Below are 20,257 nucleotides of genomic sequence, written 5' to 3'. Positions count from 1 at the left end.
ACGCGGACGGCCGTCATGGCCACCGCGCTGGTGGTGGGCGGCGTCCACCTGGCGGAGGGCAGGGAGCGGACCGGGACCGCCGAGGCCGGCTCCGCCTGGGTCGACTCCGGGGCGCGCGGTGCGGCCGAGCCACGCGCCCGGGCGTCCCTGTACTTCACGCCCCCGCCACCCGACGAGCCCGCGTCCCCGCCGCCCTCGACGGCGACGCCCGACCAGCGGGCCGAACCGGCCGCGTCGGCCGCCCCGGTGACCACGCAGGAGACCGGGCCGTCGTCCGGGTGGGAGGCCCGGCCGCCCACCCCACCGACGGTGCCCACCCCTGCGACCGTGCCGACGGGCCGGACGCCCGCCGGATCCACGAGTCCGACGCCTGCCGCGCCCACCCCCGCCCAGCCGGTGCGGCCCGCGCCGCCCGCCCCCGGGCCGGCCGGGCCGGGGAAACCCGCCCACCCCCGTACGCTGCCGCCGTCCCCGGCCAGGACCGTCAGCATCCCCTACCTCGGTATCGAGGCGCCGGTGACCGGTCTGCGCCTCGACGCCCGGCGGCGGCTCCCCGCGCCGCCGGACGACAAGCCGAAGCTGGTCGGCTGGTACGCGGACGGGCCCGCGCCCGGCGGACCCGGCACGGCGGTCGTCGTCGGTCACCGGGACACCCGCACGGGCCCGGCCGTGTTCGCCGCGCTCGACGTGATCAAGCCCGGCCGCCTGGTGGAGGTCCTGCGGGCCGACGGCCGCACCGCCGTCTACACGGTGGACGCCGTGAAGTCGTACGAGAAGGACCGCTTCCCCAGCAGGAAGGTGTACGGCCATCGCGGGCGCCCCGAACTGCGCCTGATCACCTGCGGCGGGACGTACGACCGGAGGAAGGGGTACGGGAGCAACGTCGTCGTCTTCGCCCACCTCACCACGACCAAGGAACCGGCGCGTAAGCCGTGAACCGGCGTGCGGGGCGCGCGCCGCACTCCTTGCCGAGCCCCGGGGGCGTACGGACGCACACGGGAACCGGCCCCGGCGCGGCCGCCGCAACCGGAAGCGGCGGTACCGCTAGAGGTGGACGCATGAACGCGCTCCCCGCCTCCCCCCGAGCCCACCGCCGTACCCGCGCCCGGGTCGCCCTCGCGGCCACCGCCTGTCTGCTGGTGGTGGGCGCCCCGACCGCGTACGCCACCCTCGCCGAGGACGCCCCCGCCGGGTCCGTGATCGCCCCGGCGCGCGGGACGCCGTACCTCGAGACCCGGCTCCTCTTCGGCACCGAGCGGCCCGACGGCGGTCCGGCCGTCACCGACGAGCAGTTCATGACCTTCGTCGACCGCGAGGTCACCCCCGGTTTTCCGGACGGGCTGACCGTGCAGGAGGGGCACGGGCAGTGGCGGGACGCGGGCGGGACGATCGAGAAGGAGCGGTCGTACGAGCTGATCCTGCTGTATCCGCCGGCGTCGGCCGCCGAGAGCGACCGGCGGATCGAGGAGATCCGCGGCGACTACCGCGAGGAGTTCGCCCAGGAGGCGGTGGCGCGGGTCGACGACAGGAAGCGGGTCGACTTCTGAGCCGGTCGGCTCCCCGCCACCTCTCGACCCATCGCCCGCCCCCTCGACCCGTCACCCGCCCCGTCAGCCGCCTCTCCGGCGACGCGCCGCCGACACGTCGCCGACGAGTCCTGCCTCACTCCCCGAAGGCCTGGTGCCGGAAAACTATCAGGGCTAGTTTTTGGGGCGGACGACCACGCCCGCCCGGGAGGCAGCACGATGAAGGCACACGACGGCATGTACATCGGCGGTACCTGGCGCCCCGCCGCCGGGACCGACACGATCGAGGTCGTGAACCCGGCCGACGAGCAGGTGATCGGCCGCGTCCCGGCGGGCACCGCCGAGGACGTCGACGCCGCCGTGCGGGCCGCCCGCGCCGCTCTCCCCGGCTGGGCCGCCACCACGCCCGCCGAGCGGGGAGCGATCATCGGCGCGCTGCGCGACGTGCTCGCCGCGCGCCGGGAGGAGATCGCCGAGACGGTCACGGCGGAGCTCGGCTCGCCGCTGCCGTTCTCGCAGAGGGTGCACGCGGACCTGCCGGTCGCGGTCGCCGGCTCGTACGCCGAACTGGCCGCCGGGCACGCCTTCGAGGAGAAGGTCGGCAACTCCACCGTGCACCACGAGCCCGTCGGCGTCGTCGGCGCGATCACCCCCTGGAACTACCCGCTGCACCAGATCGTCGCCAAGGTCGCCCCGGCCCTCGCCGCCGGCTGCACCGTGGTCCTCAAACCCGCCGAGGACACCCCGCTGGTCGCCCAGCTCTTCGCCGAGGCCGTCCACGACGCGGGCGTGCCCGCCGGAGTGTTCAACCTGGTCACCGGCCTGGGCCCGGTCGCCGGACAGGCGCTCGCCGAGCACGACGGCGTCGACCTGGTCTCCTTCACCGGCTCCACGGCGGTGGGCCGGTGGATCGCCGCGACCGCCGGGGCCGCGATCAAGAAGGTCGCCCTCGAACTCGGCGGCAAGTCCGCCAACGTCATCCTCCCGAGCGCCGACCTCGCCAAGGCGGTGAGCGTCGGAGTCGCCAACGTGATGTCCAACTCCGGCCAGACGTGCAGCGCCTGGACCCGGATGCTCGTCCACACCTCCCGGTACGACGAGGCCGTCGAGCTGGCCGCGCAGGCCGCCGCGAAGTACGGAGACCGCATCGGCCCGCTCGTCAACGCCAAGCAGCAGGCGCGGGTGCGGGGTTACATCGAGAAGGGTGTGGCCGAGGGCGCCCGCCTGGTCGCCGGCGGCGCCGAATCCCCGCGTGAGCTGGGCTACTTCGTCAGCCCCACCGTCTTCGCCGACGTCACCCCCGAGATGACGATCGCGCAGGAGGAGATCTTCGGCCCGGTCCTGTCGATCCTCCGCTACGAGGACGAGGCCGACGCCCTGCGGATCGCCAACGGCACGGTCTACGGGCTGGCCGGCGCGGTCTGGGCCGGCGACGAGGACGAGGCCGTGGCCTTCGCCCGCCGGATGGACACCGGCCAGGTCGACATCAACGGCGGCCGCTTCAACCCGCGGGCCCCGTTCGGGGGCTACAAGCAGTCGGGCGTGGGGCGCGAACTGGGCGCGCACGGCCTGGCCGAGTACCTCCAGACCAAGTCCCTGCAGTTCTGACCGGGTTCCAGGCGAACCAGTAGGAGAGTCGTCCCCATGGCCGTTCGAGCCGCCGTACTGCCCGCCGTCGGTGCCCCGTTGGAGATCACCGAGATCGAGCTGCCGGACCCCGGGCCCGGCCAGGTCCGGGTGCGGCTCGCCGCCGCCGGCGTCTGCCACTCCGACCTGTCGCTGTCCGACGGCACCATGCGGGTGCCGGTGCCCGCCGTGCTCGGCCACGAGGGCGCGGGCACCGTCCTGGCGGTCGGCGACGGGGTCACCCATGTCGCGCCCGGCGACGGAGTCGTCCTCAACTGGGCCCCGTCCTGCGGGAGTTGCCACGCCTGCTCGCTCGGCGAGGTCTGGCTGTGCGCGAACGCGCTGCTCGGCTCCCAGAACGTGTACGCCCGCCGCGCCCGGGACGGCGCCGATCTCCACCCGGGACTGAACGTGGCCGCCTTCGCGGAGGAGACCGTCGTGACCGCCGGCTGCGTGCTCCCCGCGCCGGACGGGGTACCGCTCACCGACGCGGCCCTCCTCGGCTGCGCGGTCCTCACCGGGTACGGCGCGGTCCACCACTCGGCGCGGGTCCGGGAGGGCGAGACGGTCGCCGTGTTCGGGGCGGGCGGCGTCGGGCTGGCCGCGCTCCAGGCCGCGCGGATCGCCGGCGCGTCCCGGATCGTCGCCGTGGACGTCTCCCCGGCGAAGGAGGAGCTGGCCCGGGCGATGGGGGCCACGGAGTACGTGGTGGCCTCCGAGAACACCGCCCGCGAGATCCGCGCGCGCACCGGCAAGCAGGGCGTGGACGTCGCCGTGGAGTGCGTGGGCCGCGCGGTCACCATCCGGACGGCCTGGGAGTCGACCCGGCGCGGCGGCCGCACCACGGTCGTCGGCATCGGCGGCAAGGACCAGCAGGTCACCTTCAACGCGCTGGAGATCTTCCACTGGGGTCGCACGCTCTCCGGGTGCGTCTACGGCAACTCCGACCCGGCCCGCGACGTGCCGGTCCTCGCCGACCACATCCGCGCCGGCCGCCTGGACCTCGCCGCCCTGGTGACCGACCGCATCTCCCTGGACGACATCCCGGTGGCCTTCGACAACATGCGAGCGGGCAAGGGCGGCCGGGCGCTGGTGACGTTCTGATCCGCCTGCGGCCGAGCGGGGGCCGGTCGCGCACTTCCCCGAGCCTCGAAAGAGCATGGGCAGCGCCCGGAGTCTTCTAGGGGCGCGGGGAACTGCGTGACCGGCCCCCACCCGCCCGCACCCGAAGAAACTCCCCGACCCGAAGACCTCTCCCTCCAACCCAAAGCAACCCACGCACGACCGTTGACCTGCATACCGTCCGGTCAGTACGTTCCCGGGAACGTCCCCGCACCCACCGGAGTGTGCTCGCATGGACACCGCTCCCGTTTCCGCCCCCGTCACCACCTCCCGCCCCCAGAGCCACCGCAAGGTGGCCACCGCCGCGGCGCTCGCCTCGGCGGTGGAGTGGTACGACTACTTCGTCTTCGGCATAGCCGCCGCCCTCGTCCTGGGCGACCTCTACTTCCCCGCCGGCAGCTCCTCCGCGGGAGTCCTCGCCGCGTTCGCCACCTTCGCCGTCGGCTTCCTCGCCCGCCCCCTCGGCGGCGTCGTCGCCGGTCACCTCGGCGACAGACGGGGCCGTAAGCCGATGCTGGTCCTGGCGCTCACCCTGATGGGCCTCGCCACCACCGGCATCGGCCTCCTCCCCACGTACGAGACGATCGGGATCGCCGCTCCGGTCCTGCTCGTCCTCCTCCGCGTCGCCCAGGGCGTGGCCGTCGGCGCCCAGTGGGGCGGCGCGATGCTGCTGGCCACCGAGTACGCCCCCGAGGGCAAGCGCGGCGTGTACGGCAGCTTCGTCCAACTCGGCGTCCCCATCGGCGTGGTGAGCGCCAACACGATGTTCCTGGTCGTGGGCGCGGCGACCAGCGACTCGGCGTTCTCCGCCTGGGGCTGGCGCGTGCCCTTCCTGGTCGGCCTGTTCGTCCTCGGCCTCGCCTGGTACATCCACCGCCATGTCGAGGAGACCCCCGAGTTCCGGGCGGCCGAAAGGGAGCTGGCGGAGCAGGAGAAGGGCGAGAAGAGCTCCCCGCTCAGGACGATCCTGCGCGGCCATCTCGGCACGGTCTTCCTGGCCGGCGGCTCCTTCGCCGTGAACACCGCGACGTTCTACATCCTCATCACCGGTGTCCTCGACTACACCACCCGCGAACTCGACATGAAACGCAGTGCCGTTCTCGCGGTCTCCCTGTGCGTCAGCCTCACCCAGCTGGTGCTGATCCCGGCCGCGGCGGCCCTCTCCGACCGCCTCGGCAGGATCCGGATCTACGCGTTCGGCGCGGCCGGCATCGCCCTGTGGGCCGTCCCGCTGTTCCTGCTCGTCGACACCGGCTCCCTGCTGTGGCTCGCCGTCGGCACCTTCGTCGCCAGCTGCTTCCTCAGCATCATGTACGGGCCCCAGGCCGCCCTGTTCGCCGAGCTGTTCACCCCCGAGATGCGCTACACGGGCGCCTCCCTCGGCTACCAGATCGCCGCGGTGTTCGGCGGCGGCCTCGCCCCGTTCCTGATGGTCCTCCTCCTGGAGGCCACCGGCACGTCCATGGCGGTGTCCGCGTACATCATCGGGCTCTCGGTGATCGCCCTCGTCTCGATCAAGATCCTCGCGGGAAGGGCGAGTTCACGAGCCGAGAGCTAGCCCGCTCCGGCTCCCCCCTCGCGCCGACGGCCCCGGCCGCGGCTCCGGACTCCGGTCCGGGGTCGCGGCCCGGTCCGTTCGCGGCGCGGCGCGAGGTGCCCCGCACCTCCGGCGGAGCCCTGTCGGCACCGCCCTACCGGGGCCCGACCTGCTCGTACTGCTGCTCCAAGCCGTCCAGCAGCGCCCGCAGTCCCACCTCGAACGCCCGCTCGTCGACCTTCTGCTGCTGCTCGGCCAGCAGGTGGGCCTGGCCGAGATGCGGATAGTCGGCGGGGTCGTAGGCGCTCTCGTCGTCCACGAACCCGCCCGCGAACGACCCGATGGCGGACCCCATGATGAAGTACCGCATCAGCGCCCCGATGGACGTGGCCTGGGCCGCCGGCCACCCCGCCTCGACCATCGCCCCGAACACGACGTCGGCGACCCGCAGTCCCGCCGGCCGCCGCCCGGGCCCCCGCGCGAGGATCGGCACGATGTTGGGGTGGTCGCGCAGTGCCGCCCGGTACGACACCGCCCAGTCGTGCAGCGCGGTCCGCCAGTCCCGCCCGTCCCGGAACATCGACAGGTCGACCTGCGCGCTCACCGAGTCGGCGACCGCCTCCAGGATCTGGTCCATGGTGCGGAAGTGGTTGTAGAGGGAGGGCCCGCTCACCCCGAGTTCGGCGGCGAGCCGTCGCGTGGAGACCGCCGCCAGTCCCTCCGCGTCGACCAGTGCCCGCGCCGTCTCCACGATGCGGTCGGTGCTCAACAGGGGCTTGCGCGGTCGGGCCATGGCGCACATAGTAGGGCTGCGGCATAAAACTAGCAGTGGTAATTTAACGGGGAACGGACGAGAGGCGGGCCGCGTGAACCTGGAGCTCAGCGAGGAACAGACCGCCGCGCGCCGGCTCGCGAACGACTTCGTGGAGCGCGAGATCGCCCCGCACGTCATCGAGTGGGACCGCGCCGAGAACGTCGACCGGGCGATCGTGAAGAAGCTCGGCGAGGTCGGCTTCCTGGGGCTCACCGTCGACGAGGAGTACGGCGGCTCCGGCGGCGACCACCTCACGTACTGCCTGGTCACCGAGGAGCTGGGGCGCGGCGACTCCTCCGTGCGCGGCATCGTCTCCGTCTCCCTCGGCCTGGTCGCGAAGACGATCGCGGCCTGGGGCGACGAGGAGCAGAAGCGCCGCTGGCTGCCGGGGCTCACGGCGGGGGAGTACGTGGGCTGCTTCGGTCTCACCGAACCCGGCACCGGCTCCGACGCGGGCAACCTCGCCACCCGGGCCGTCCGGGACGGCGACGACTACGTCATCAGCGGCACCAAGATGTTCATCACCAACGGCACCTGGGCCGACGTCGTCCTGCTCTTCGCCCGCTCCACCGACGCCCCCGGTCACAAGGGCGTCTCCGCCTTCCTCGTCCCCACCGACACCCCGGGCCTGACCCGGCGCACCATCCACGGCAAGCTCGGTCTGCGCGGCCAGGCCACCGCCGAACTGGTCCTGGAGGACGTCCGCGTGCCCGCCTCCGCCCTGCTCGGCCCCGAGGGCAAGGGCTTCACCGTCGCCATGTCCGCGCTCGCCAAGGGCCGGATGTCGGTCGCCGCCGGCTGCGTCGGCATCGCCCAGGCCGCGCTGGACGCGGCGGTCCGGTACGCCGGTGAGCGCGAGCAGTTCGGCAGGCCCATCGCCCACCACCAGCTCGTCCAGGAACTCATCAGCGACATCGCGGTGGACGTCGACGCGGCCCGGCTGCTGACCTGGCGCGTCGCCGATCTCGTCGACCGGGGGCAGCCCTTCGCGACCGAGGCGAGCAAGGCCAAGCTCTTCGCCTCCGAGGCCGCCGTCCGCGCCGCGAACAACGCCCTCCAGGTCTACGGCGGTTACGGCTACATCGACGAGTACCCGGCCGGAAAACTCCTGCGCGACGCCCGGGTGATGACGCTCTACGAGGGCACCAGCCAGATACAGAAGCTGCTCATCGGGCGGGCGCTGACAGGCGTCTCCGCGTTCTGATTTCTGATCCCGGCCCGCGTGGGGCCCCTGAGTACGTGGGGGCGCCGCCTGAGTATCCCGACGGATGTGGTTCGGGCCACATCCGTCGAATCATGTCCCCATGAGTGAGACACCGGTCAAGCAGCAGAACACGGCGGCCTTCTACGGCCAGGCCGTCGCCTCCTTCGCCGTCGCCATGGCGGCCACCACGGTCGGCATCTACCAGCTCGACGCCGACACCTGGGTCCGCGCCTTCCTGGCCATCGCGGTCCTCTACCTCGTGACCTCGTCCTTCACCCTGGCCAAGGTGATCCGCGACCGCCAGGAGGCCGGGCGGATCGTCAGCCGGGTCGACCAGGCCCGGCTGGAGAAGCTCCTCGCCGAGCACGACCCCTTCGAGAAGCTCTGAGGCCGGGCGCGCGGCCCCGGCGTGCGACCCCGCTCCCGTACGGCACGGCTCTGAGCGGGCCTTCTAAGCGCTCGCTCACCTTCGGCGGTATGGTGGTGCCGAGCCATCGGAAGGGGCGAACGAGCGATGAGTACGGCGGAGGAGACGGCGGGCGGCGAGCCGCAGCCGTGGGGCGAGGTCAACCCGGACGCGGCCCGGCGGCTGCTGGTGGCCGCCGTGGAGGCCTTCGCCGAGCGTGGCTACCACGCGACGACGACCCGGGACATCGCGGGCCGCGCGGGGATGAGCCCCGCCGCGCTGTACATCCACTACAAGACCAAGGAAGAGCTGCTCCACCGGATCAGCCGCATCGGTCACGAGAAGGCCCTGGACGTCCTGCGTACGGCGGCCCGTTCCGAGGGAGGACCGGCCGACCGGCTCGCCGAGGCCGTGCGCTCCTTCGTCCGCTGGCACGCGGGGCAGCACACCGTCGCCCGTGTCGTGCAGTACGAGCTGGACGCCCTCGGCCCCGACGCCCGCGCCGAGATCGTCACCCTGCGCCGCGAGAACGACGCGGCCGTGCGCGGCATCATCGAGGACGGCGTCGCCTCGGGCGACTTCGACGTCCCCGACGTCCGCGGCACGACGGTCGCCATCCTCTCCCTCTGCATCGACGTGGCCCGCTGGTTCAACGTCAACGGCTCGCGCACCCCGGACGAGGTCGGCGCGCTCTACGCGGATCTGGTCCTGCGCATGGTGGGTGCGAAGAAGTGACCCCGGCGATCGGGCCGACCTTCGAAACATTCGAAGGTTGCGGCCGTTCCGCTGATCCCGCCCCTGACGGGCTTGGCGGGTAGTCGCTGGTGCGGGGTGCGAATGTTTCGGGTTCGGTGCCGAAAGTATTGACAGTTGGCAGGGGCAGGCCAACACTCCCGGGATGACAGGGCGAACCCCACGAGCCCGAGGAGGACGCGCGCGTATGAACGACGGCCCCGCACCCACTCCCACCCCACCCCCCAGCCGCCGGCTCTTCATGAGCGGCGTCTGCGCGACCGCCATGGCGGCGGCGACCACGCTGGCGCTGCCCGGCACGGCCCGCGCGGACACGGTGGTCACCACCAACCAGACCGGAAGCAACAACGGCTTCTACTACTCGTTCTGGACCGACGCCCCCGGCACGGTCTCCATGACCCTGGCCTCCGGCGGCACCTACCGGACCTCCTGGCGGAACACCGGCAACTTCGTCGCCGGCAAGGGCTGGAGCAACGGCTCCCGCAGGACCGTGACCTACTCGGGCTCGTTCAGCCCGTCCGGCAACGCCTATCTGACCCTCTACGGCTGGACCGCCAGTCCGCTCGTCGAGTACTACATCGTCGACAACTGGGGCACCTACCGGCCGACGGGCGCGTACAAGGGCACGGTCACCAGCGACGGCGGTACCTACGACATCTACCGGACCACGCGGTACAACGCGCCCTCCGTCGAGGGAACCCGCACCTTCGACCAGTACTGGAGCGTGCGCCAGTCGAAGCGGACCGGCGGGAACATCACCACCGGCAACCACTTCGACGCCTGGGCCCGCGCCGGGATGCCCCTCGGCAGCTTCCGGTACTACATGATCATGGCCACCGAGGGATACCAGAGCAGCGGCAGCTCCAGTATCACGGTGTCCCCGTGATCGCCGGACCGCGCCGCTCGCCGCGCCGGTCGGTGAAGCGGCTGGCCGCCGTCGCGACCGCCCTGGCGAGCGTCGTCCCGCTGACGCTCACCGCCGCCACGGCCGCACCGCAGCGGGCCGCCGCCTGCACCGGCTATGTCGGGCTCACGTTCGACGACGGTCCGTCCGGCAGCACGTCGGCCCTGCTGACCGCGCTCCGGCAGAACGGCCTCAGGGCCACCATGTTCAACCAGGGCCAGTACGCCGCCGCGAACCCCGCCCTGGTCCGGGCGCAGGTCACCGCCGGCATGTGGGTGGCCAACCACAGCTACACCCACCCGCACCTCACCCAGCTGAGCCAGGCGCAGATCGACTCGGAGATCTCCCGCACCCAGCAGGCCGTGGCGGGCGCGGGCGGCGGCACCCCGAAGCTGTTCCGGCCGCCGTACGGCGAGACCAACGCGGCCGTGCGGTCGGCGGCGTCCAGGTACGGCCTGACCGAGATCCTCTGGAACGTCGACTCGCAGGACTGGAACGGCGCGAGCACCGACGCGATCGTGCAGGCGGCGGCCCGCCTGACGAACGGCCAGGTCATCCTCATGCACGACTGGTCCGCCAACTCCCGCGCCGCGCTCCCGCGCATCGCGCAGCAACTGTCCGGCCGTGGTCTGTGCGCGGGGACGATCTCGCCGCAGACCGGCCGGGCCGTGGCGCCGGGATAGGGCACGCGTGTGGCGCGGCGGTCGCGAACGCCGCGCCACGGCGCGCTCAGAAGTAGTACCGGGACACCGACTCCGCCACGCACACCGGCTTCTCCCCGCCCTCGCGTTCCACGACGACCGCGGCCGTGAGCTGGACACCGCCGCCGACCTCCGTGACGTCCTGGAGTGTCGCGGTGGCCCGCAGCCGGGAACCGACCGGCACCGGTGCCGGGAAACGGACCTTGTTGGTGCCGTAGTTCACCCCCATGGTGACGTTGTCGACCCTGAGGATCTGCGGGACGAGCAACGGCAGCAGGGACAGGGTCAGATAGCCGTGGGCGATGGTCGTCCCGAAGGGCCCGGCCGCGGCCTTCTCGGGGTCCACGTGGATCCACTGGTGGTCACCGGTGGCCTCGGCGAAGAGGTCGATGCGCTTCTGGTCGACCTCCAGCCAGTCGCTGTGCCCCAGCGACTCACCCACCGCCGCCTTCAGCTCCTCGGCGGACGTGAAGATCCTCGGCTCTGCCATCTCTCGGCCTCCCTGGTCCCGATGTCTAAGCGACTGCTTAGCATGGTCGGCCGGGCGGTCCCTGTCAACGGACCACGACCCTTTCGGGTATGGGTAGGCTCGGAGGGGTGCCCCAGATCCCTGAGAAGATCCACGAGTTGACCGTCGGCCAGCTGTCGGCCCGTAGCGGTGCCGCCGTCTCCGCATTGCACTTCTACGAGTCCAAGGGGCTGATCAGCAGCCGCCGGACCGCGGGCAACCAGCGCCGCTACAGCCGCGACGCCCTGCGCCGGGTGGCGTTCGTCCGGGCCGCGCAGCGCGTCGGCATCCCGCTCGCCACCATCCGCGAGGCGCTCGCCGAACTGCCCGACGAGCGGACGCCCACCCGCGAGGACTGGGCCCATCTCTCCGAGGCGTGGCGGTCCGAGCTGGACGAACGGATCAAGCAGCTGAACCGGCTGCGGGACCACCTCACCGACTGCATCGGCTGTGGCTGTCTGTCCATGGACACCTGTGTGCTCTCCAACCCCGACGACGTCTTCGGTGAACGGCAGAGCGGCTCCCGCCTCCTGGTGGAGCGCCGCAGGACCGAACGGCGGGAACCCGGGGGCTGACACGGCGGGAACCCGGGGGCTGACACGGCGGGAACCCGGGGGCTGACACGGCGGCTCCCGGGTCCCGGACACCCGGCCCGAGGGCGTCACTCGTACTCCGTGCCGCCCTTACGGGTCAGATACGCCGGGCTGACCGCCTTGGCGACGGCACGCCCACCGGTCACCGGGCTGTACCGCTCGGTGGCCGGCCGGATCACCACGCCCTCACGCAGGTGCAGTCCGCGCCCGGACACCGTCTCCCGTCCGCTCGCCACCTCCAGGACCCGGTCGACGGCGTACGGACCCTCGTACAGCCGCGGCACCAGCGGCAGTTCGCCGTCGAGCAGTTCCAAAAGCTCCGCCGAGTCCAGCCAGCGGACCCGGCCGTCGATGTCCGCGGAGACGTCGAACACGGCGTACCCGAGGCTCTCGCGGCGGCCGTCCGCGCCGTACGTCAGGTCCTGCACCCCGGCGCCGTAGACCTCGCCGAAGATCCCGACCCGGCGTGCGCCGAGCCGCTCGGCGAGCCGGGCGGCGACCTCGCCCACCCGGTGACCGTGGACGGCACGCCAGTACAGATTCCGCGGATCCTCCTTCAGGGCCAGGGACTTCGACCCGAAGCCCTTCGAGGAGACCTGGACGCGGCCGTCCTCGGCGAGATACGTGACCAGGCAGGCCGTGCCGTGCAGCTTCTCCGTCAGGACGACCGGCTCGCCGGGCGTGAAGATGTCGGGGTGGCGCTGGATGTTCTCGATGTCCACCCAGGGCAGCAGCTCCGGAGCCGACTCGACCTCACCGCTCATGGTGGGCGGGATCGGCGGTACCCACTTGACGATGCCGAGCCGCTCCGCGAAGTCCGTGCCCTCGGCAACGGCGGCCGTGAGATCGACGTCCGCGAGGGCCCGGGGGCGGCAGACGATGCCCTGCGACAGCTCGCCCCGCAGCCGTACCGCCTTCACACGGTCCGCGTTGCCGCCGGCCAGCCGGCCGGTGAGTCCCAGCTCCTCGATCAGCGGGGCGGGGAGCACGGACTGCTCCGGGATGTACACGGCGGTGTCACCGGTGCGGAACGCCCCCTTCGCCACGACGGCTCGGTACAGGCCCACCTGGGCCAGTTCGAGCGCGTCGGCGTTCGGGTGTTCGTGGATCGTCAGCACTTCGGCGGTGACGCGCAGCGTCGACATCGGCCTCTCCTCGGTCCTGGGTCGCTCAGGGCTGTTTCATCGCCCCCAACTGTCCGGACGGGAAAGGGGTGGAGCGAGGGAATTTCGTACTGGTAAGAGCACGCGCCGCAACCGCTTTCACCCCCAACGGTGTCATGGACACGGAGGGGCGACGCGGTGCGTCCCCCGGCCCGGCGGGGCACGTGCACAGCTAGGTCACAGTGAGGGCAGGGAGCGCCGATGAGCGTCGTCATCAGTTCGCTGAAGTGGGAGCGGGCACACTCGGGTCCGCAGCGGATCACCTACGACGCGGACGGCTACCACCTCGTGCGCTTCCCCTACGAGGCGACCGAGGAGTCGTACGACCCCTGGAAGATGCACGACCCGGCGAACGGTGCAGGCGCCGCCTCGAAGTTCCCCGACCCGCGCTCCGGCCTGATCTGGCCCAGCCACGACGGCTGGGGCGTGCTGTCGGCGATGGTCTTCTGGGAGGCCGACCCCAGGACGCTGGAGTACCGCACCCGCTTCGTGCGCGACCCGCTGAGCCTGACGAAGAAGAAGTACGACTCCACGGGCACCACGGACAGCGTGAGCACCCGGGGCGGCCAGTACCGCACCTGCGTGTGGCAGATGTTCGTGCACAAGGGCATGCCGCTGGGCCTGAAGATATCCGCGCGTGGGGCGGGGGACACCAGGCGGGCCACGGCGATCACCCTCGCCGAGTTCAAGCTCGCCATCCACACGGACGTCAAGAAGCCCTAGGAGTCCTGCTGATGGATCTCCGCGGCGTCGCCCTGGCCGTCGCGCCGTACCTGAGTGTCGTACCCGAGTGTCGTCCACGCACATGCATGGGGGTGCGGCATCCCCGGCGCACCCCCGCCGAGCTAGGCCGAGACCAGCAGTCGTCCGCGCCTGGACTCCGCCAGGGCCTCGGGTGTGAGCACCGGTCGCGGCACCACGATTCCGCACTCCGTGCAGACCGGGCCCGAGGACGGTTCATGGGCCAGGTCGTACATCCAGACGAGGCGCGCGCCCTCGCACACCGGGCAGGTCGAGCCCGGTTCGCGCTCCAGCGCGGCGATGAGCCGGCGCAGCACGTCCGCCAGGGGTTCCCGGGGGTGGACCCTCGGGTCGTCGCACCACGCGACACCGAAACCGCCCCAGGTCAGCCGGTGCCAGTCGTCGACACTGCCCGGCCTGCGCAGCCCGTCGTACTTCTCCTTCTTGCGGCGCCGCGCGAACTGCACCTCGTAGTCGAGCCAGACGGAGCGGGCTTCCTCCAACTCGTCCAGTGCGGCCACGAGCCGCGCCGGATCGGGGTCGCGGTCCTCGGGACCGAACCCGGCCCGGGAGCACAAGTGGTCCCAGGTCGCCCGATGTCCGTAGGGGGCGAATCGCTCAAGGCACTTGCGCAGCGAATAACGCCGCAGTGCCAGATCGCACCTGGGATCTCGCACCTGTCTTGCCAGACTCCGGAAACCGGCCATCGCCCTGCACCTCCGTCACACCTGCACCTGTACTTCGGTCACTTCGGCGTCGTCGTCGGGACGTCGCCGAATAGACGTATCGACACGCGATTCGGCTCCATCCGATTTCCGATGACCTCCATAAGTCGTCTGCTGAGCCGTTCACGGACCGTTCCTGCCTACGTCTGACTGCCTCTGACTTGTTGTCGCGCTTCTCGTCGCGCTTCTTGTTGTGCTTCTTCTTGGGCTTACGACTACTTCTGAGTACCTGTTCACGCTGTCCATCACCTGTCCGTCGACGGTGATCCCAAAAACGTGACGCATGTTCATCTTCAAAGTCGGGGATACCGGCGGTAACATCCGGCCCACCCCCGTCAGGAGGAGCTGCCATGCCCTGGCGCACCCCACGCACCTCACGCAACGCACCGGACGGACTGAGAACTCCCCGCAGATTCCCGGAGTTCCTCAAGGCCGCCTCCCTATGCGCACTCGTTGCCGGTCTTTTGTCGCCTCTTTCCCCGGCTTCCCCGGCGTCGGCCGCCGACACCGGCGCCGTGCAGGCCGCGGCGGTCACCGACCACTGCGGCGGACAGTGCTCCGACATCCTGCCGCCCGGCCAGAACGGCAATGCCACCCTCGCCCAGATCCTGCTCAACCAGGGGTTCGGCTCCATGCCGGAGAACGCGAGCAATCAGCTCGGCCCCTACAACAGCCTGGCCACCGGATACCCGGGCCTCACCAACTCCACGATCAACACCTTCTTCAACGACGCCTCCTTCGGCGTGGCCTCCGACCAGGTCGCCTCCACCCTGAAGCCGGCCGGCCGCACCGACGTCACGATCGTCCGCGACAAGAAGACCGGTGTGCCGCACATCACGGGCACCACCCGCTACGGCACCGAGTTCGGCGCGGGCTACGCCGCCGCCCAGGACCGGCTGTGGCTGATGGACGTCTTCCGGCACGTCGGCCGCGGCAAGCTGACCCCGTTCGCGGGCGGCGCCGCCTCCAACCAGGGCCTGGAGCAGGAGTTCTGGCGCCACGCCCCCTACACCGAGGCCGACCTCCAGGCCCAGATCGACAAGGCGGTCGCCACCAACGGCGAGCGCGGGCAGCTGGCCCTCGCCGACGTCAACGCCTACGTCGCCGGCATCAACGCCTACATCGACGCCGCCGACAGCGGGCGTTACTTCCCCGGCGAGTACGTCCTGACCGGCCACAAGGACTCCGTCACCAACGCCGGCACCATCGAGAAGTTCAAGTCCACCGACCTGGTCGCCCTGGCCTCCGTCATCGGCGCCCTCTTCGGCTCCGGCGGCGGCGGCGAGGTCAACAACGCCCTCTCCCTGCTGGCCGCCCAGGAGAAGTACGGCGTCACCGAGGGCACCAAGGTCTGGGAGTCCTTCCGCGAGCGCAACGATCCCGAGGCCGCCCTCACCGTCCACGACGGCAGCTTCCCGTACGCCACCAAGCCCGCGAACCCGCAGGGCAGGGCCCTCCCCGACGAGGGCACGGTGGCCGAGGAACCCCTCGTGTACGACCGCACCGGCAGCGCGGCCACGTCGGCGTCCACGAGCCTGTCCTCGAAGGCCACCGACAGCGCCCTCAGCTCCGCCCGGCGCGGTATGTCCAACGCCCTCGTCGTCAGCGGCGAGCACACCGCGAGCGGCCGTCCCGTCGCCGTCTTCGGCCCGCAGACCGGTTACTTCGCTCCGCAGTTGCTCATGCTCCAGGAGATCCAGGGCCCGGGCATCAGCGCCCGCGGCGCCTCCTTCGCGGGCCTGAGCATGTACGTCGAGCTGGGCCGGGGCCAGGACTACGCCTGGAGCGCCACCACCTCCGGCCAGGACATCATCGACGCGTACGCCGTCGAGCTGTGCCAGGACGACGTCCACTATCTCTACCACGGCACCTGTACGGCCATGGAGAAGATCGAACAGACCAACGCCTGGAAGCCCACCACCGCCGACTCCACCCCGGCGGGCTCGTACCGCATGCAGGTCTGGCGCACCAAGTACGGCCCCGTGACCCACCGCGCCACGGTCGACGGCAAGAAGGTCGCCTACACCACCCTGCGCTCCTCGTACCTGAACGAGGCCGAGTCGATCATCGGCTTCCAGATGCTGAACGACCCGGACTACGTCAAGGGTCCCGACACCTTCCAGAAGGCCGTCCAGAACATCAACTACACGTTCAACTGGTTCTACGCCGACTCCGCGCACACCGCGTACTACAACAGCGGCGACAACCCGGTGCGCGCGGCCAACGTCGATCCGGAGTTCCCGGCCTGGGCGCAGTCCGCGTACGAGTGGCGGGGCTGGAACCCCACCACCAACACCGCCGACTACACGGCACCCTCCGCCCACCCCAACTCCGTCGACCAGGACTACTACATCTCCTGGAACAACAAGCAGGCAGCCGACTACACCACCGCCCCCTGGGGCAACGGCTCCGTCCACCGCGGCAACCTCCTCGACGACCGGGTCAAACGCCTGGTCGCCGCGGGCGGTGTCACCCGGGCCTCGCTGACGAAGGCCATGGCCGAGGCGGGCCTCGCCGACCTGCGGGCCGAGGACGTCGTCCCCGACCTGCTCAAGGTCATCAACAGCAGCACGGTCACGGACACCGCGGCCGCCGCGGCGGTCACCAAGCTCCAGACCTGGGTCACCTCCGGCTCGAAACGCACGGAGACCTCCGCCGGTTCGAAGACCTACGCCGACGCCGAGGCGATCCGCATCCTGGACGCCTGGTGGCCGCTGCTGGTGAAGGCGGAGTTCGAACCCGGCCTCGGCACCGACCTGTACACCGCCATCACCGCCAACCTTCCCGTCGACGAGTCCCCGTCGGCCGCGCACGGCCCGACCGGCTCGCACGCCGGCAGCTCCTTCCAGTACGGCTGGTGGAGCTACGTCGACAAGGACATCCGCTCGGTGCTGGGCGAGACGGTGCGGGGCCCGCTGGCGAACCAGTACTGCGGCGGCGGCAGTCTCGGCGCCTGCCGCACCCTCCTGATCAACACCTTGAAGGAGGCGGCCGGCAAGACCGCCGCGCAGGTCTACCCCGGCGACGCGTACTGCTCGGCGGGCGACCAGTGGTGTGCCGACTCGATCATCCAGCAGCCCTTGGGCGGCATCAAGCACAACAAGATCAGCTGGCAGAACCGGCCGACCTACCAGCAGGTCGTGGAGTTCACCTCACACCGGTGAGCCCCGGCCGTCGCCCGCGGGCGACGGCCGGTGAACGTGTGACGGCGGCGGGCCGGGATCAGCCGATACGGCCCGCCGCCAGCACCACCCGGGCCAGCTCACGGTGGCAGATGTCACTGTGGGCGCCGGAGGGCGCGCCGCCGCGCCGCACCACGGCCGAGGCGTCGATGTTCACGCACCCCGCCGCCGGCAGCCGGGACTTGAGCGCGTCGGCCAGCTCGAACGACCGCGTGCCCTCGACCGCCTGCACCCCGTCGTAGCCGAGGGCGCCCCATTTCCTGCCCAGCAAACTGTTCACGCTCAGCCCCAGCACCGTGCGCGCGTCGCCCGCCATCCGGGAGGCCAGCGGGTAGATCGTGCCGAGCGCCGAGTCGTGCTTGGAGTGGCAGCACACCAACGGACCGTCGACGCGCTTGTGTTGCCCGTTCAGCACGCCGCTCGTCCGGGCGTCGTGCGGCAGCCGGGCCGCGAACGCGTAGTGGGAGAAAGCGGCCTGAAGGAGCGTCACCGATTTCACACAGCGCACGCCCTCCGGCAGACCGGGCAGCGCGAACGACACCAGCCGGGCGCCGAAGCTGTGCCCGACGAGGTGCACCCGCACCTTCGGCGAGGTCCGCGCGAGCCGGCCGAGCAGCGGCCCGAGCCCCCGCTCGCCGACGGTCCCCGCCCGGCGCTTCATCGCGAAGTAGGTGGCCTGCCGCAGGAGTTCGTGCGCGCCGTCCCACACCCGGGGCGGGGTGAGGGCGGCCCCGGCCGGCCCCGCCGGGGTCTCGACCTCCGCCAGCGCCGCCGCGAAGTCCGTGCACACCGCCCTCGCGTCCCCGCGGAGCATCCCGGGCGTGCCCTCCGGCACCCCCTCAGCGACGGTGTCCGCCGTGAACGCGCCCTGCGGCCCCTGCGGCTCCACCTCGACCAGCAGCCGTACGAGCCGTCCGAACTCCTCCAACGAGGCGCCGTCGTCCGGCTGTTGCTCCAGCAGCCGGGCGAGCTGCTCGACGACGACGGCCCGCCCGGGGAAGACCTCCACCAGCGCGTGCCGGGTGTGCTTGTCGAGCGCCGGGCGGCCTGGCGCCAGGGCCGGCACCGGCTTGAGGTCGGGGATCGGCTCGTCCGAGAACCGCATCGAGGGCCACAGCACGCCGACGTACCCCAGCTTCGCGTGCGGCGCGAGCACCGGGAACGGCTCGAAGAAGCGGCTGTAGAGCCCGGTCGCGCCGGACCGGTCGCTGTTCCAGCCGTGCGCGAAGACGACCAGATCGGCCACCCCGCGCCGCCCGACCCCGTCGAGCAGCCGGTCCCGCTGACCGGTGTCCACGTCCCCGTCCGCGTCGAAGGTCAGTTCCCAGTAGGGAGTCACGCTCATTTCCGGATCCGCCATGACGAGCCCCCTTCGGACCCCGTTGGTGGTGCGCTCAGGCGCATGGTCCTGCCAACGGCGAAAGATGGCCATACATCACGTACGGGCACATCCGCGGTGGGGCGGCCTAGCGGTACAGCAGATACTCCTCGCGCACCCGGCGGAACGCGGCCAGCTCCTCCTGCCAGCCCGCCACGACCTCGTCCGTGTCCGCCCCCGCGTCGATCATCGTCCGCACCCGCGCCGAACCGGTCAGCTTGTCGATCCAGTTGTCCGGCCGCCAGGCGAAGCCGCTCCACACCCGCCGGGCGGTCACCAGGAGACCGATCCCGGTGCGCACGGGGTCGTACGCGGCCCGGTCGTGGACATGGATCTGCACACCCCCGATGGTCTTCCCCTGGAACTTGGAGAACGTCGGCGCGAAGTACGCCTCCCTGAAGTGCGCGCCGGGCAGACCGAGGTCGTTCGCGGCGGCTGCCCACCGCCGGTCGATGCCCTCCGCGCCGAGCAGCTCGAACGGCCGCGTGGTGCCCCGCCCCTCCGACAGGTTCGTCCCCTCGAACAGACACGTCCCGGAGTACACGAGCGCGGTGTCCGGGGTCGGCATGTTCGGGCTCGGCGGCACCCACGGCAGCCCGAAGGAGTCGTAGAACCGCGACCGCTTCCATCCCGACATCAGTACGGTCTCCAGCGGTACGGGCGTGGCGAGGAACTCTCCGTTGAACAGGCGCGCCAGCTCCGCCACCGTCATCCCGTGCGCCTGCGCGACGGGCTGCCGCCCGACGAAGGACGCGAACTCCTTGTGCATCACCGGCCCCTGGGCGCTGCGCCCGGTCACCGGGTTCGGCCGGTCCAGCACGACGAAACGCTTCCCGGCCGGCTGCGCCGCCTCCATGCAGTCGTACAGCGTCCAGATGTACGTGTAGAAGCGGGCGCCCACGTCCTGGATGTCGAAGACGACCGTGTCCACGCCGGAGGCGGTGAAGACGTCCGCGAGGGCGCGGCCGGTCTTCTGATAGGTGTCATAAACGGGCAGCCCCGTCGCCGGGTCGTCGTGGCGGCCCTCGGAGCCACCGGCCTGGGCGGTGCCGCGGAAGCCGTGCTCGGGCCCGAAGACGGCCCTGAGGTCCACACGGTCGTCGGCGTGCATCACGTCGACGATGTGGCGGGCGTCGCGGGTGACGCCGGTCGGGTTGGTGACGATGCCGACCTTCTGGCCGCCGAGGAGTTTGTAGCCGTCGTGGGCCAGCCGCTCGAAGCCGGTACGGGGCCCTGGGCGGGCTGCCTCGGCCGGGGGCGCGGTGGTGAGGCCGGCGGTGGCTGCGGTCGCCGTGGCCGCCGTGGAGGCGGCGAGGAAGGTGCGGCGGGAGAGGTGCATGTGGGTGACCTCCGTCATCGCGGGGAGCGGTGCTA

General features: G+C 71.6%; 19 protein-coding genes. 13 read left to right on the top strand and 6 right to left on the bottom strand.

Features of this window, described 5'->3' with window-relative positions; translation table 11 throughout:
- Positions 1–15 precede the first annotated feature (15 nt).
- The 5 genes from ACZ52C_RS20590 to ACZ52C_RS20570 all read left to right on the top strand — a co-directional run bounded on the left by ACZ52C_RS20590 (position 16) and on the right by ACZ52C_RS20570 (position 5,832).
- Complete coding sequence (locus tag ACZ52C_RS20590) at positions 16–936, top strand: class F sortase (protein WP_469076062.1); 921 nt, start codon at positions 16–18, stop codon at positions 934–936.
- A 122-nt stretch (positions 937–1,058) separates the two neighbouring features.
- A complete protein-coding gene (locus tag ACZ52C_RS20585; protein WP_469076061.1) occupies positions 1,059–1,547 on the top strand; it encodes a DUF3574 domain-containing protein in 489 nt (162 codons plus the stop codon).
- Positions 1,548–1,745: 198 nt separating this feature from the next.
- Positions 1,746–3,134 (top strand): aldehyde dehydrogenase family protein, encoded by a 1,389-nt coding sequence (locus ACZ52C_RS20580; protein ID WP_469076060.1) that lies wholly within the window; start codon positions 1,746–1,748, stop codon positions 3,132–3,134.
- Between the two features lie 36 nt (positions 3,135–3,170).
- Positions 3,171–4,256: a Zn-dependent alcohol dehydrogenase gene (locus tag ACZ52C_RS20575; protein WP_469076059.1), complete on the top strand. Its 1,086-nt coding sequence runs from the start codon at positions 3,171–3,173 to the stop codon at positions 4,254–4,256.
- Positions 4,257–4,506: 250 nt separating this feature from the next.
- Entirely contained in the window at positions 4,507–5,832 is a 1,326-nt protein-coding gene (locus tag ACZ52C_RS20570; RefSeq protein WP_469076058.1) for an MFS transporter, read from the top strand.
- A 133-nt stretch (positions 5,833–5,965) separates the two neighbouring features.
- On the opposite strand, the gene ACZ52C_RS20565 is transcribed toward ACZ52C_RS20570, so the two are convergent.
- A complete protein-coding gene (locus ACZ52C_RS20565) occupies positions 5,966–6,604 on the bottom strand; it encodes a TetR/AcrR family transcriptional regulator (protein ID WP_086801478.1) in 639 nt (212 codons plus the stop codon).
- 73 nt (positions 6,605–6,677) lie between these two features.
- Here ACZ52C_RS20565 and ACZ52C_RS20560 point away from each other — a divergent pair, with 73 nt between their 5' ends.
- The 5 genes from ACZ52C_RS20560 to ACZ52C_RS20540 all read left to right on the top strand — a co-directional run bounded on the left by ACZ52C_RS20560 (position 6,678) and on the right by ACZ52C_RS20540 (position 10,575).
- Positions 6,678–7,829: an acyl-CoA dehydrogenase family protein gene (locus tag ACZ52C_RS20560; RefSeq protein WP_469076057.1), complete on the top strand. Its 1,152-nt coding sequence runs from the start codon at positions 6,678–6,680 to the stop codon at positions 7,827–7,829.
- Between the two features lie 100 nt (positions 7,830–7,929).
- Positions 7,930–8,217: a YiaA/YiaB family inner membrane protein gene (locus ACZ52C_RS20555; RefSeq protein ID WP_045557025.1), complete on the top strand. Its 288-nt coding sequence runs from the start codon at positions 7,930–7,932 to the stop codon at positions 8,215–8,217.
- 126 nt (positions 8,218–8,343) lie between these two features.
- Positions 8,344–8,970 carry a TetR/AcrR family transcriptional regulator gene (locus ACZ52C_RS20550; RefSeq protein WP_045557026.1) on the top strand — a complete coding sequence of 209 codons (627 nt, stop codon included), beginning with the start codon at positions 8,344–8,346 and terminating at the stop codon, positions 8,968–8,970.
- Positions 8,971–9,175: 205 nt separating this feature from the next.
- Positions 9,176–9,874: a glycoside hydrolase family 11 protein gene (locus ACZ52C_RS20545; RefSeq protein ID WP_469076056.1), complete on the top strand. Its 699-nt coding sequence runs from the start codon at positions 9,176–9,178 to the stop codon at positions 9,872–9,874.
- On the top strand, positions 9,871–10,575 hold the full coding sequence (locus ACZ52C_RS20540; protein WP_469076055.1) for a polysaccharide deacetylase family protein: 705 nt from the start codon (positions 9,871–9,873) through the stop codon (positions 10,573–10,575). Before ACZ52C_RS20545 ends, ACZ52C_RS20540 begins: the two co-directional genes overlap by 4 nt.
- Positions 10,576–10,621: 46 nt before the next feature.
- Here the strand turns inward: ACZ52C_RS20540 and ACZ52C_RS20535 are convergent, their stop codons facing one another.
- Positions 10,622–11,083 carry a MaoC family dehydratase gene (locus ACZ52C_RS20535; protein WP_469076054.1) on the bottom strand — a complete coding sequence of 154 codons (462 nt, stop codon included), beginning with the start codon at positions 11,081–11,083 and terminating at the stop codon, positions 10,622–10,624.
- 107 nt (positions 11,084–11,190) lie between these two features.
- Here ACZ52C_RS20535 and soxR point away from each other — a divergent pair, with 107 nt between their 5' ends.
- A complete protein-coding gene (gene soxR, locus ACZ52C_RS20530) occupies positions 11,191–11,676 on the top strand; it encodes a redox-sensitive transcriptional activator SoxR (protein WP_469076053.1) in 486 nt (161 codons plus the stop codon).
- An 86-nt stretch (positions 11,677–11,762) separates the two neighbouring features.
- Here the strand turns inward: soxR and ACZ52C_RS20525 are convergent, their stop codons facing one another.
- Positions 11,763–12,839: an RNA ligase (ATP) gene (locus ACZ52C_RS20525; RefSeq protein WP_469076052.1), complete on the bottom strand. Its 1,077-nt coding sequence runs from the start codon at positions 12,837–12,839 to the stop codon at positions 11,763–11,765.
- Between the two features lie 219 nt (positions 12,840–13,058).
- Between ACZ52C_RS20525 and ACZ52C_RS20520 the strand changes: the two genes are divergently transcribed.
- Entirely contained in the window at positions 13,059–13,580 is a 522-nt protein-coding gene (locus ACZ52C_RS20520) for a hypothetical protein (RefSeq protein ID WP_469076051.1), read from the top strand.
- A 122-nt stretch (positions 13,581–13,702) separates the two neighbouring features.
- On the opposite strand, the gene ACZ52C_RS20515 is transcribed toward ACZ52C_RS20520, so the two are convergent.
- Positions 13,703–14,305 (bottom strand): hypothetical protein, encoded by a 603-nt coding sequence (locus ACZ52C_RS20515; protein WP_469076050.1) that lies wholly within the window; start codon positions 14,303–14,305, stop codon positions 13,703–13,705.
- Between the two features lie 368 nt (positions 14,306–14,673).
- On the opposite strand from ACZ52C_RS20515, the gene ACZ52C_RS20510 reads away from it, so the two are divergent.
- Positions 14,674–17,487: a penicillin acylase family protein gene (locus tag ACZ52C_RS20510; RefSeq protein WP_469076049.1), complete on the top strand. Its 2,814-nt coding sequence runs from the start codon at positions 14,674–14,676 to the stop codon at positions 17,485–17,487.
- A gap of 58 nt (positions 17,488–17,545) precedes the next feature.
- On the opposite strand, the gene ACZ52C_RS20505 is transcribed toward ACZ52C_RS20510, so the two are convergent.
- Together ACZ52C_RS20505 and ACZ52C_RS20500 are read right to left on the bottom strand one after the other, a co-directional pair.
- Positions 17,546–18,865 carry a serine-threonine protein kinase gene (locus tag ACZ52C_RS20505; protein WP_469076048.1) on the bottom strand — a complete coding sequence of 440 codons (1,320 nt, stop codon included), beginning with the start codon at positions 18,863–18,865 and terminating at the stop codon, positions 17,546–17,548.
- 106 nt (positions 18,866–18,971) lie between these two features.
- Complete coding sequence (locus tag ACZ52C_RS20500) at positions 18,972–20,222, bottom strand: exo-beta-N-acetylmuramidase NamZ family protein (protein WP_469076161.1); 1,251 nt, start codon at positions 20,220–20,222, stop codon at positions 18,972–18,974.
- Positions 20,223–20,257 lie beyond the last annotated feature (35 nt).

The organism is Streptomyces sp. NPDC034049, from assembly GCF_055575575.1.
Note: the sequence above shows the minus strand (reverse complement) of the source record. Positions and strands in the feature narration are given on the sequence as shown.